The sequence below is a fragment of the Streptomyces sp. NPDC002054 genome (assembly GCF_040296685.1).
Classification (GTDB): domain Bacteria; phylum Actinomycetota; class Actinomycetes; order Streptomycetales; family Streptomycetaceae; genus Streptomyces.
Map to the genome: position 1 here is coordinate 99,186 of NZ_JBEOXT010000003.1, position 12,774 is coordinate 111,959.

At 72.7% G+C, this 12,774-nt stretch carries 9 protein-coding genes; 5 read left to right on the plus strand and 4 right to left on the minus strand.

All coding sequences use genetic code 11. The features are described 5' to 3' along the window. Positions 1 to 185 precede the first annotated feature (185 nt). From ABT123_RS03665 to ABT123_RS03675, 3 genes are all read left to right on the plus strand, one after another. Positions 186 to 2,306, plus strand: a complete 2,121-nt coding sequence (locus tag ABT123_RS03665; RefSeq protein WP_351309248.1) for a DNA gyrase/topoisomerase IV subunit B — start codon at positions 186 to 188, stop codon at positions 2,304 to 2,306. A gap of 139 nt (positions 2,307 to 2,445) precedes the next feature. Further along, entirely contained in the window at positions 2,446 to 2,964 is a 519-nt protein-coding gene (locus tag ABT123_RS03670; RefSeq protein WP_351309251.1) for a DUF485 domain-containing protein, read from the plus strand. Then, on the plus strand, positions 2,961 to 4,553 hold the full coding sequence (locus ABT123_RS03675; protein WP_351309254.1) for a monocarboxylic acid transporter: 1,593 nt from the start codon (positions 2,961 to 2,963) through the stop codon (positions 4,551 to 4,553). The genes ABT123_RS03670 and ABT123_RS03675 overlap by 4 nt, the downstream gene beginning before the upstream one ends. Positions 4,554 to 4,584: 31 nt before the next feature. Here ABT123_RS03675 and ABT123_RS03680 read toward each other — a convergent pair whose 3' ends face one another. The 3 genes from ABT123_RS03680 to ABT123_RS03690 all read right to left on the minus strand — a co-directional run bounded on the left by ABT123_RS03680 (position 4,585) and on the right by ABT123_RS03690 (position 8,332). Continuing rightward, positions 4,585 to 5,283, minus strand: a complete 699-nt coding sequence (locus tag ABT123_RS03680; RefSeq protein ID WP_351309742.1) for a DUF7342 family protein — start codon at positions 5,281 to 5,283, stop codon at positions 4,585 to 4,587. A gap of 41 nt (positions 5,284 to 5,324) precedes the next feature. Further along, the gene (locus ABT123_RS03685; protein ID WP_351309257.1) at positions 5,325 to 6,920 is read right to left on the minus strand and encodes an ATP-binding protein; all 1,596 of its coding nucleotides are present in this window, start codon (positions 6,918 to 6,920) and stop codon (positions 5,325 to 5,327) included. A 137-nt stretch (positions 6,921 to 7,057) separates the two neighbouring features. Further along, positions 7,058 to 8,332, minus strand: coding sequence for a citrate synthase (locus tag ABT123_RS03690; RefSeq protein ID WP_351309260.1), 1,275 nt, complete (start codon positions 8,330 to 8,332; stop codon positions 7,058 to 7,060). A 54-nt stretch (positions 8,333 to 8,386) separates the two neighbouring features. Between ABT123_RS03690 and ABT123_RS03695 the strand changes: the two genes are divergently transcribed. Further along, positions 8,387 to 9,550 carry a citrate synthase gene (locus ABT123_RS03695; protein ID WP_351309263.1) on the plus strand — a complete coding sequence of 388 codons (1,164 nt, stop codon included), beginning with the start codon at positions 8,387 to 8,389 and terminating at the stop codon, positions 9,548 to 9,550. Positions 9,551 to 9,564: 14 nt separating this feature from the next. Then, positions 9,565 to 10,626 carry a CobW family GTP-binding protein gene (locus tag ABT123_RS03700; RefSeq protein ID WP_351309266.1) on the plus strand — a complete coding sequence of 354 codons (1,062 nt, stop codon included), beginning with the start codon at positions 9,565 to 9,567 and terminating at the stop codon, positions 10,624 to 10,626. Here ABT123_RS03700 and ABT123_RS03705 read toward each other — a convergent pair. Further along, complete coding sequence (locus ABT123_RS03705) at positions 10,605 to 12,707, minus strand: restriction endonuclease (protein WP_351309269.1); 2,103 nt, start codon at positions 12,705 to 12,707, stop codon at positions 10,605 to 10,607. The two genes, ABT123_RS03700 and ABT123_RS03705, sit on opposite strands and share 22 nt — an antisense overlap. Positions 12,708 to 12,774 lie beyond the last annotated feature (67 nt).

The window sequence follows — 12,774 nt, forward strand, 5'->3', positions numbered from 1 at the left end:
AGGGAACGTGATGTTTGCTTCACTCCAACGAAGTATCGAACACCCGTGCGGATCTGCATTAGGCTGAACCGGCACGAGGGTGGCGTTGCATCGGCTCTACCAGGCCTCGGTACCCTCTGACGGGCAACCGAGCCACCCCTGAGCCCGACCGGGCCAGAAAAGAAATTCAGCGAGGAGCGAACTGCGTGACCGCCGACACGTCCGTGCCTTCCAGCGCGCTGCTGACCGGAGCAGACCGGGACGGCTCCAACTACACCGCGCGGCACCTGCTCGTCCTCGAAGGTCTCGAGGCCGTCCGGAAACGCCCCGGCATGTATATCGGTTCCACCGACAGCCGTGGCCTCATGCACTGCCTCTGGGAGATCATCGACAACTCGGTCGACGAGGCCCTGGGCGGCTTCTGCGACCACATCGAGGTCATCCTGCACGACGACGGCTCGGTCGAGGTCCGTGACAACGGCCGCGGCATCCCCGTCGACGTGGAGCCGAAGACCGGGCTGTCCGGCATCGAGGTCGTCATGACCAAGCTGCACGCCGGCGGCAAGTTCGGCGGGGGCTCCTACGCGGCCTCCGGCGGCCTGCACGGCGTCGGCGCCTCCGTGGTGAACGCGCTCTCCGCCCGCCTCGACGTCGAGGTCGACCGGAACAGCGCCACCCACTCGATCAGCTTCCGCCGGGGTGTCCCCGGCATGTTCACCGAGCAGGGTCCGGACAGCCCCTTCGACCCGGCCAACGGGCTCCACAAGGGCAAGCGCGTCCCCAAGGGCCGCACCGGTACCCGGGTGCGGTACTGGGCCGACCGGCAGATCTTCCTCAAGGACGCCCGGCTCTCGCTGGAGCACCTCTACCAGCGCGCCCGCCAGACCGCCTTCCTGGTCCCCGGCCTGACCATCGTGGTCTGCGACGAGCGCGGCATCGACGGAGCCGGCAAGACCGAGGAGACATTCCGCTTCGACGGGGGCATCAGCGAGTTCTGCGAGTACCTGGCGCAGGACAAGGCCGTCTGCGACGTGCTCCGGCTGACCGGCCAGGGCACCTTCAAGGAGACCGTCCCGGTCCTCGACGAGCGCGGTCACATGACCCCCACCGAGGTCACCCGCGAGCTCGGCGTGGACATCGCCCTGCGCTGGGGCACCGGGTACGAGACCCAGCTGAAGTCCTTCGTGAACATCATCGCCACCCCCAAGGGCGGCACCCACGTGTCCGGATTCGAGCGCTCGGTCACCAAGACCGTGAACGAGGTGCTCCGCTCCGCGAAGCTGCTCCGGGTCGCCGAGGACGACGTGGTCAAGGACGACGCGATGGAGGGCCTGACGGCGGTGGTGACCGTCCGGCTGGCCGAGCCGCAGTTCGAGGGCCAGACCAAGGAGGTGCTCGGCACCTCGGCGGCCACCCGGATCGTCGCGGCCGTGGTCGCCAAGGAGCTCAAGGCCTTCCTGACCTCCACCAAGCGGGACGACAAGCAGCAGGCCCGCTCCGTCATGGAGAAGATCGTCGCGGCGGCCCGCACCCGGATCGCCGCCCGGCAGCACAAGGAGGCCCAGCGCCGGAAGACCGCGCTGGAGTCCTCCTCGCTGCCGGCCAAGCTGGCCGACTGCCGCAGTGACGACGTGGACCGCAGCGAGCTCTTCATCGTCGAGGGGGACTCCGCCCTCGGCACCGCCAAGCTCGCCCGGAATTCCGAGTTCCAGGCGCTGCTGCCGATCCGCGGCAAGATCCTCAACGTCCAGAAGTCCTCGGTCTCGGACATGCTCAAGAACGCCGAGTGCGGGGCGATCATCCAGGTCATAGGAGCCGGCTCGGGCCGGACCTTCGACCTCGACGCGGCCCGGTACGGGAAGATCGTCCTGCTCGTCGACGCCGACGTCGACGGCGCCCACATCCGCTGCCTGCTGCTGACCCTCTTCCAGCGCTACATGCGCCCGATGGTGGAGGCCGGCCGGGTGTTCGCGGCCGTACCGCCGCTGCACCGGATCGAGCTGATCCAGCCCAAGAAGGGCCAGGACAAGTACGTGTACACGTACTCGGACAGCGAGCTCCGGCAGACCCTGCTGGAGTACCAGCGCAAGGGAATCCGGTACAAGGACTCGATCCAGCGCTACAAGGGCCTCGGCGAGATGGACGCCGACCAGCTGGCGGAGACCACCATGGACCCCCGCTTCCGCACCCTGCGCCGGATCAACATCGGCGATCTGGACTCCGCGGAGCAGGTGTTCGACCTGCTCATGGGCAACGAGGTGGCGCCCCGCAAGGAGTTCATCACCGGCTCGGCGGCCACCCTGGACCGTTCGCGCATCGACGCCTGACCGGGGCGGTACGTCCCGGCGACGCGCTTCACCCTGTCACCTGATGGGGTGAAGTGCGTCGGTACACCAGTCCGGAATCAGTCACTCCGCACATCCTTGGGGACACGTGGCCACTGCGGCCACGGACAAGGAGAGTTCGGTGGACAAGCACGATGGTCGTGATGCCGGAACGATCCGGCTCGACGACCCCTGGTACGACGCGCTGGCCGCCGGCTGGGGTGAGGGCGAGGGCAGCGGCGCCGGTGAGGGCGCGGGCGACCGCGCGCAGGAGCAGGCAGACCCGGCGGGCCGGGCCGGCGGCGCGGCAGGTGGTGCCGGTGGTGCCGGTGCGGCGGAGATCTATCTGGAGGTGCAACGCAGCGCCGTCTTCCAGGAAGTGCGCAGCCGCTACCGCCGCTTCGTCGTCCCCGCCACCCTCGCCTTCCTGCTCTGGTACCTCGCGTACGTGGTCACCGCCACCGCCGCCCCCGGCCTGATGGCCCGACCGGTCCTGGGTGCCGTCAACGTGGCGCTGCTGGCCGGAATCGGCCAGTTCCTCAGCACCTTCCTGCTGACCTGGGCCTACGCGCGCCACGCCCGGCTGCGCCGGGACCGCGCGGCGCTGGAACTGCGCTGGACGGTGTTCGACCAGGAACACAGCCGGGGGGCCGGCCGGTGACCACCGAACATCAGACGCTGGCCCTCGTCCTGTTCAGCGTCTTCATCGCGGTCACGCTGGGCATCACCACTTGGGTCAGCCGCAACCGGCACGGCTCGGCGGAGGAGTTCTACGCCGGGGGACGGCTGTTCTCCCCGCTGGAGAACGGTTTCGCCATCGCGGGCGACTACATGTCCGCCGCCTCCTTCCTCGGGATCTCCGGCCTGATCGCCCTCTTCGGCTACGACGGCATGCTCTACTCGGTCGGCTTCCTGGTCGCCTGGCTGGTCGTGCTCTTCCTGGTCGCCGAACTGGTCCGCAACTGCGGCCGGTTCACCCTCGCCGACGTGGTCGCGGCGCGGATGAGCGAGCGCCCGGTCCGGATCGCCGCCGGTACCTCCTCGGTCACCGTCTCGGTGCTGTACCTGGTCGCCCAGATGGTCGGTGCGGGCAGCCTGGTCGGCCTGCTGCTGGGCAACAGCAGTACCGCCGCGCGGACCTGGACCGTGATCGGGGTCGGCGCGCTGATGGTGATCTACGTCTCCTTCGGCGGCATGCGGGCCACCACCTGGATCCAGATTGTCAAGGCGGTCCTGCTGATGGCCGGCGCGATCACCCTGACCGTGCTGGTCCTGATCCGCTTCCACGGGGACTTCAACCAGCTGTTGACCAGCGCCGCCGAGCGCAGCGGCCACGGCGCCGCCTTCCTCGGGCCCGGGCTCCGGTACGGCGGCGACTGGACCGCGCGCTTCGACTTCATCAGCCTCGGCCTGGCCCTGGTGCTGGGCACCGCCGGCCTGCCGCACATCCTGTCCCGCTTCTACACCGTGCCGACCGCGCGCGCGGCCCGCCGCTCGGTGGTGTGGGCGATCGCGCTCATCGGCGGCTTCTACCTGATGACCATCGTGCTGGGCTTCGGGGCGGCGGCCCTGGTGGGGCCGGATGCCGTACGGGCCTCCAACGCCTCCGGGAACACCGCGGTCCCGCTGCTCGCCGCCTTCCTCGGCGGCGGGGCGGGCAGCACCGGGGGCGCGGTGCTGTTCGCTGTCGTGGCCGCCATCGCGTTCGCAACGATCCTTGCGGTGGTCGCCGGGATCACCCTGGCCTCCTCGGCCTCGGTGGCCCACGACCTGTACGCCTCCCTGCGGCGCAGGAATGCCCGGCAGCGCAGCGAGGTCGCGGTGGCGCGGGTGGCGGCGGTGGGCATCGGGGCGGTGGCGATCGCGCTGGGGCTGCTGGCCCAGGACCTCAACGTGGCGTTCCTGGTGGGCCTGGCCTTCGCGGTGGCGGCCTCGGCCAATCTGCCGGTGCTGATGTACTCGCTGTTCTGGCGCGGGTTCACCACGCGGGGCGCTGTCTGGTCGGTGTACGGCGGCCTGGTTCCGGCCGTGCTGCTGGTGGTGTTCTCGCCGGTGGTCTCCGGCAGTCCGGACGCGCTGTTCCCGGGTGTGGACTTCCACTTGTTCCCGTTGCAGAACCCGGGGATCGTCTCCATCCCACTGGGCTTCCTGGCCGGTTGGCTGGGCACCGTCACCTCGGGGGAGGTGCCGGACGCGGCGAAGCACGCCGAGACCGAGGTGCGGGCGCTGACCGGGGCCGGGGCGGTGTGACGCGGGCCGGCCCGCCCGGGCCGGGGCGGTGTCAGGGGCTGCTGCCGGTACCGGCCGGGAGCCAGGCGTACCGGTGTTCCGGGCGGCCGGTTTCGCCGTAGCGGAGGGTGAGTCGGACGCGGCCGGCGCGGTCGAGGAGCTTGAGGTAGCGCTGGGCGGTCTGCCGGCTGATGCCCGCGCGGTCGGCGACCTCCTGGGTGGAGAGCGGGCCGTCGGCCGAACGGAGGACCTGGCGGACCAGTTCGGTGGTGGTGGGGGAGTGGCCCTTGGGGAGGTCCACCGGGGTTGCCGCGCCGGCCAGCGCGCCGAAGATCCGGTCCACCTCGGCCTGTTCGGCCTCGCCGCCCAGGTCCAGGGTGCGGCGCAGGGCGCCGTACGCTTCCAGCTTGCCGCGCAGGCCGGCGAAGGTGAAGGGCTTCACCAGGTACTGCAGGGCGCCGAGCCGCATGGCCGATTGGACGGTGGCCAGGTCGCGGGCCGCCGTCACCATGATCACGTCGGTCTTGCGGCCGAGCTGGCGGAGCCGGCGTACCAGGTCGAGGCCGTTCTCGTCGGGCAGGTAGTGGTCCAGGAGGATCAGGTCCACGGGCCGGCCGGATGCGAGGAACGCCAGTGCCTCGGCGGCGGAATGGGCCTGGGACACCACGTGGAAACCGGGAACCTTTGCCACGTACGCCGCGTTGATCCGGGCAACACGCATGTCGTCGTCGACGACCAATACGTGGATCACCCCGTCCGGGAGCTCATCCCGGACCCCATCCGGAACCATGGTCATCGCAGGGCCTCCGGGAGTACGACGGAGAACTCCGCCCCTCCGTCCGCTGCTTCACCGGCCCGGGCGCTGCCGCCCTGCCGTTCCGCTAGGCGCCGCACCAGGGCGAGCCCCAGCCCGCGCTCGCGGTGCGCCTTGGGCTGCTTGGTGGACCAGCCCTCGGTGAAGATCTCCTCGCGCCGGGCGGCGGGGACTCCGGGGCCGCTGTCGCGCACCCGCAGCACGGCGGCGTGCCCCTCCGCGTGCAGTTCCACCTCGACCCGTGGCTCGGGCGACCCCGCCGAGGCGTCCAGTGCGTTGTCCACAAGGTTTCCGAGGATCGTGACGAGGCCGCCCGGGTCCACCAGGCGGTCGGGCAGCAGGGTGGAGGGGGCCAGCCGCAGGGAGACACCGCGCTCGGCGGCCACCGTGGCCTTGCCCACCAGCAGGGCGGCGAGCAGCGGGTCGTGGACCTTCTCGGTGACCTGTTCGGCGGTGCTGCGGTGCACGCCGACGACCTCGGTCACGTAGTCCACCGCCTCCTCGTGCAGGCCGAGCTCCATCAGGCCGAGGAGGGTGTGCAGCCGGTTGGCGTGCTCGTGGTCCTGCGCGCGCAGGGCGTCGATCAGGCCCCGGGTGGAGTCGAGCTCCCGGCCCAGGTGCTCCAGCTCGGTGCGGTCGCGGAGGGTGGCGACGGCACCGCCGTCCTCGGTGGGCATCCGGTTGGCGACCAGGACCCGGGGGCCCTGGACGGCAAGGAGGTCGTGGCCGGTGACCCGGCCGGTCAGGACGTCGGTGGTGCGGCCGTCGCCCAGGACCTCGTCCAGCCGGCGTCCGGCGAGGGCGCCCGGGTCCAGGCCGAGCAGTCGGGCGGCCTCGTCGTTGACGAGCCGGATGCGGTCGTGGCGGTCGAGGGCCACCACGCCCTCGCGGATGGAGTGCAGCATCGCCTCGCGCTCCGCCAGCAGCCCCGCGATATCGGAGAAGGCCAGGTCGCGGGTCTGCCGCTGGATCCTGCGCGAGATCAGCCAGGCCGCGAGGGCGCCGACGGCCAGGGCTCCGCCGGCGTAGGCGAGCAGGCCGGGGATGGCGCCGAGCAGCCGGTCGCGGACGCTGTCGTAGGCGATGCCGACGGAGACGGCGCCGACGAGCTCCCCGTCCTCGGCGAGCAGTGGCACCTTGCCGCGGGCGGAGCGGCCGAGGGTCCCTTCGTCGATCTCCATCACCTCGTGGCCGGCCAGGGCCTCGCTGGGGTCGGTGGAGACGGGCAGGCCGATCCGCTCGGGGCTGGGGTGGGAGCGCCGGATGCCGTTCCGGTCGAGGACGACGACGTACTCGGCGCCGGTGGCCTGGCGGATGCGTTCGGCGGCGGCCTGGACCGGGGTGTCCGCGGTGGCGGCGGTGGTCAGCAGACCGGCGGAGATGTCCGGGTCGGCGGCCGTGCTCTGGGCGATGGCGAGGGCGCGCCGCATCGCCTGGTCGTCCAGCTGGGCACTGAGCGGGGCCAGGAAGAGTCCGGTGGCCAGCACGGCGACCCCGGCGGCGATGGCCAGCTGGGTCAGCAGGATCTGGGAGACCGCCCGCCGGGGGAGTCGCAGCGCGCGCCGGGTGCTCATGACCGAGAACGGTAAGGCGGCCGGGGCCCGGAGGGAACCGGCCACCGGAATCTCTTCCTCCGGATCTTCCGGCGCCGCAGGGCGCGGGCCGGGTGGCCGGGTGGCCCGGCCGGGCGGGGCGGGCCGGGCGCGTCGGGTCATGGCAGGGGCTGGGGTGGGCGCGGGCCCGTGTACCGGCCGCTCGGGCGCATCCGCAGCGGGCGTTCCCCGTACTCCTCCAGGGCGTGCGCGATCCAGCCGGCCGTGCGGGCGACCGCGAACACCGTCTCGCCGGCCTCCGCGGGCATCCCGCAGGACACCGTCAGCACCGCCAGCGCCAGGTCCACATTGGCGTGCAGCCCGCGGCCCTGCCGGGCCGTCACCGCGACCACGTCCCGCGCGGCGGCCAGCGCCGGGGCGGCCGTGTCCAGCTCGGCGAGCCGGGCGAACAGCGCCCCGGCGCGCGGGTCCTCCCCCGCGTACAGTCGGTGCCCGAGTCCCGGCACCCGGCGGCCGGCGCGCAGGTGCTCCGCCACCACCGGTGCCGCTCCGCCCTGCTCCAGCACGTCCCGCAGCATCCGGTGGGCCAGCCGCCCTGCCGCGCCGTGCAGCGGCCCTTCGAGTGCCCCGAGGCCGGCCGAGACGGCGGCGTACGGATGGGCGCGGGCCGAGGCGGCGACCCGTACGGCGAGGGTGGAGGCGGCCAGGTCGTGGTCGACCAGTAGGCCGAGCGCGAGGTCGAGGACCGCGACCGCGGCGGGATCGGCCGGCCGGGCCGTCAGCCGCGTCCACAGCCGCTCGGCGAGCGGTCCGTCCTCGCCGTTCCTGCCATCCCCGCCGTCCTCGCCGTCCTCGCCGTCTTCGCGTTCAGTCCCGTCCGGCCGTCCCGCCGCGGGCGGCAGCGCGCCGACCAGGGTCGGGATCAGGGCCCGTGCGGAGCCCAGCACGGCCTGCTCCGACAGGTCGTGGCGCAGCGGATCCGCCACCGCCGCCGCGGCCGTGGCCACCCGCAGCCGGTCGACCGGGCCGCTGTGCTCCGGCAGCGCGGACACCGCCCGCCGGGCCGCGGCCAGCAGCTCCGGCGGCGCCGTGAACCGTGCCCCGCGCGGCGGCAGCCCGGTCCAGAGCCACTCGGCGACCTCCTCGTACCTGTACCGGCCGGCCAGCTCCACGGCGTCCACCCCGCGGTACCAGTACCGGTCGGGCTCGATGAGGGTCAGCGCGGTGCGTACGGAGAGCTCCCCGGCCGGGGCCGCCGCCTCCCGGCGGTTGCGCCGGGCCAGCGCGGCGACCTCGGCGGCATCGAGGGTGCTGCCCCGGCCCACCGGGTCGCGGCGGCTGCTGAGCTGGCCGCGGCTGACGTACGCGTACACCGTGGAGGGCTTGACTCCGAGCAGCTCGGCAGCCTCGCGAGTGGTGAGCCGGTCATTCATGCATCCACCCTATACATGTTGATTCGATCAATATTGACAGTGACTCAGTCAAGGATGGATGGTCGGGTCATGAACACAACCGTCGCAGTGCCCCGCGGGCTCGCGGGCGTCGTGGTCACCGAGACCGAACTCGGTGACGTCCGAGGCCGCGAGGGCTTCTACCACTACCGCCAGTACTCCGCCGTCGACCTCGCCGCCCACCGGTCCTTCGAGGACGTCTGGCACCTGATGTTCCGCGGCACCCTGCCCGGGCCCGCCGAGCGCGCCGCCTTCGCCGCCGAGCTGGCCCCCCTCCGCCGGCTGCCCGCAGACGTCCGCGAGGCACTGCCCGCCCTGGCCCGGGCCACCGCGCTCTCCGGGCCCCTGGCGGGCCTGCGCACCGCGCTCTCCCTGCTCGGCGCCTCGGCCGGCTTCCGCCCCGTCTACGACCTCGACCCCGGACGCCGGGCCGCCGATGCGCTGGCGGCCTGTGCGGCGGTGCCGACCCTGCTCACCGCCCTGTACCGGCTCGGGCAGGGGCTCGCCCCGGTGGAGCCGCGCGAGGACCTGCCGTACGCCGCCAACTACCTCTACATGCTGACCGGCGAGGAGCCCGACCCGGTCCGGGCCCGGGCGGTCGAGCGCTACCTGATCTCGACCGTCGACCACGGTTTCAACGCCTCCACCTTCACCGCCCGCGTCATCGCCTCCACCGGCGCCGACGTCACGGCCTGCCTCACTGGTGCGGTCGGCGCGCTCTCCGGACCGCTGCACGGCGGCGCCCCGAGCCGGGCCCTGGACACCCTCGACGCCATCGGCACCGTCGAACGGATCGGCCCGTGGATCCGCGAGCGGGTGGCGGCCGGGGAGCGGATCATGGGATTCGGCCACCCCGTCTACCGCACCGAGGACCCCCGGTCCCGCATGCTGCGGGAGATCGCGGTGCAGCTCGGCGGGCCGCTGGTCGACTTCGCCGTGCAGGTCGAGGCGCAGGTCGAGGCGATCCTCGCCGAGCTCAAGCCGGGCCGCGAGCTGCACACCAATGTCGAGTTCTACGCTGGCGTGGTCATGGAGCTGTGCGGGCTGCCCCGCGAGATGTTCACCCCGACCTTCTGCGTGGCCCGGGTGGTCGGCTGGAGTGCGAACATCCTGGAACAGGCCGCCGACTCGAAGATCATCCGCCCGGCCGCCCGGTACGTCGGCCCCACCCCGCCACAGCCCGTTCCGCCCGCCGCCTGACTACGATCGTCCGGGTGAACAGCAGGCAGCCCATCCCCGTCGTCGTCCTCGCCGGATTCCTCGGATCCGGCAAGACCACCCTCCTCAACCACCTCCTCAAGAGCAGCCGGGGCACCCGGATCGGGGTGGTGGTCAACGATTTCGGATCGATCGAGATCGACGCGATGAAGGTCGCGGGCCAGGTCGGGGACTCGATGGTGTCGCTCGGCAGCGGCTGCCTGTGCTGCGCGGTGGACGGCAGCGAGCTCGACGTCTACCTGGAGCGGCTCTCGCGTCCCGCGAACCGGATCGACGTCATCGTGATCGAGGCCAGCGGACTCGCCGAGCCGCAGGAGCTGATCCGGATGCTGATGGCCGGTGAGAACCCCGCGGTGCGGTACGGCGGGATGGTCGAGGTGGTGGACGCCGCCGAGTTCGACGCCACCCGGGCCAGGCATCCCGAAACCGACCGCCACCTTGCCGTCGCCGACCTGGTCGTCCTCAACAAGACCGACCGGGTGGCGGCGGAGGAGCGGGCGCGGATCGAGACGGTGCTGGCCGGGCTCTGCCCCGGCACCCCGGTGGTCCCTGCGGATCACGGCCGGATCGACCCGGAGCTCCTCTTCGACCGGCGGCCGTGGACCGAGACCCGCGGCCAGCTCTCCTTCGAGGACCTGATGGCCGAATTTGATGATGGCCACGCCGAGCACGCCCACAGCCGGTACGAGAGCACCGAGTTCGTCTCCGAGCAGGCCCTCAGCCCGCGCCGGTTCATCGACTTCCTCGACGCACGGCCCGCCGGCCTCTACCGCATCAAGGGCTACGTCCACTTCGGCGTCCCCGGCCACGACGACCGGTACGAGATCCACGCCGTCGGGCGGTTCCTGCGCTTCACCCCGCAGCCCTGGGGCCGCGCCGAACCCCGCCGGACCCAGCTCGTCCTGATCGGCTCCGGTGCGGACGGCCCCGCGCTGCTCGCCGGGCTCGCGGCGTGCCGCGAGCCCGAGCCGGAACTCCAGAGCCCCGACACCATGTGGGGCGTCCTGCGGTACGTGTCCCGGGAGCCCGAGGAAGCTCAGGCGACCTCGATGCCGTAGTCCGCCAACAGGTCCACCAGCCCGCCCCGGTAGCCCTTGCCGCCCGACACGAAATCCCAGTCTCCGCTCGCCCGGCGCCGGAACGAGCCCAGCACCAGGGCCGTTTCGCCGGGCCGGCCGTCGGAGACGGCGAGCCGGCCGAGTTCCGCTCCCGCCGCGTCGAGCAGCCGGATGCCGGCGTCGGTGAAGCCCGAGAGGTCGGCATCCGGATTGACCTCCGGGTCGATCGCGGCGACCAGGACCAGCCGGTCGGCCGTCTGCGGCAGCGCGTCGAAGGCCACCTCGATCGCGGCCCTGTCCGGCGCCGTGTGCGTCCCGGCCCGGACCGAACCGTCCGGGGTACGCGGATTGTTGAAGTAGACGAAGTGGTCGTCGCCGAGCACCCGGTTGCCGGTGCACACCAGCGCGCACACGTCCAGCGCCACCGCACCCGCCCAGGACAGCCCCAGAACGTTGTGGTCCTCGACCGCACGCCGCTCGGGTATCCCGCCGGTGCCGGCACCACCGTCGGCGTCGGCGCTGGCACCGGCGGTCGCCCCGCCCAGCCGCCCGCGCAGCCCGTGCCGGTGCAGCAGCTCGACCAGCTCCGGCCCGGACACCAGCTCCAGCGGCTTGCCCTCCGCGAACGTCCGCGAACTCGGCCCGAAGGAGGAGGTGGTCACGAGCACGCCCTTGTTCGCCCCCGCGCCCTGGACCGTCCCGTACAGATCACGGACGGCCGTCGGCGGCACCGTGTTCCGGTACCGCTTCACCTGGACCACGATCCGTCCGCCGCGGATCGGCGCCGGGTCCAGCGCCTCGACATCGACCCCGCCGTCGCCCGACCGCTGTGTGGTGACCGCCTGCATGCCCATGGCCCGGAACAGCTCGGCCACCAAGCCCTCGAAGGCGATCGGGTCCATCTCGTACAGATCCGGATCGCCCTCCGCGACCGCCCCGCCATGGGTGACCACGCCGGCGCCCACCTCCTCCGGCATCCGGCCCGGGCGGACGGCGGCCAGCTGGTCGGGGCGCGCGGAAAGCTGCCCGCGGAGCCCCTCCACCAGGCAGTCCACGGCGCTGACCTGCTCCAGGTGCAGTCCGTCGAACACGGAGCGGGCCACCGTCACCGAGGCCAGGACGATCTGCGCCTCCCGTCCCGTCACCGGATCGTGGTCGTCCACGAAACCGTTGACGACGACCGATTCCAGCGCCCGGAACCCGTCCGCCGCATACAGTTCGCGCACCACCAGCAGCAGACACTGCGCCAGTGCGTCCCGGTACAGCGCCCGCCGCTGGGTCACCGGGCGGGCCGTCTCCCTGTCCTGGTCGGCGGTCGGCATGTACCGGACGGCCCTGGCCTCCGGAACGATCCCGTACTTCGGCAGCTGCCAGCTCAGCACCAGCTGCCGGGCCCCGGAGTCGTAGGCCGCGGCCAGCTGCCTGGGCAGTTCCTCCGGCCAGGCCGTGGACGCGTACAACGCGGCGGAGAAGTACTCCACCACCGCCTCCGGATCCCCGGCGCGCAGCGCCCCGCCCAGCTCGGCCAGCCCCTCGTTGTGCCGGCGGATCTCGGCGAGCCGCTCGGCCGCCCACCGGTCGTACTGCGCGCGGTACGCCGCCAGCCGCTGCCGGCGTTCCGTCTCCTCGGCATGGGCCGCCTGCCAAGCCTGGGTGTAGCGGGCGTGGGCCGCCCGCTCGGCCTGCGCCCGGTGGGCGGCGCCCACGCCCCAGCCGCCCGGGTCCTGGAACGACCTGAGCTCCGGCATGGGAACCGGCTGCGCCAGCGTGCCGGGGGCGAACGGCTCGATCTCCTCCGGGCGGTGCATCGTGGCCAGCCGGAACGCGGGCGTCCGGCAGCCGGCCGCCAGCATCCCCTGCAACCGGGCGACCTGCGCCTCGATCTCCTCGGTCCGCCTCCGGGCCTCGGCCTCCCGGTGCTGCCGGTACGCGGCCCGCTGCTCGCGGCGGTCGCGGGCGGCCTCACGCTCGTACGCGCGCTGCCGGCGCTCCAGCTCCCGCTGCTGCATCAGCTGCGCCTGGTGCTGCTGGCGCTGAGCCTCGGCCCAGATGCCGACCAGCCCGCTCGATCGTCGGCTCATCCGCTGTGCCTTCCCCCCGACTTCGGTGCTGTACCGACTGTAATTGAGGGTCGGTCAGGCAGGATCC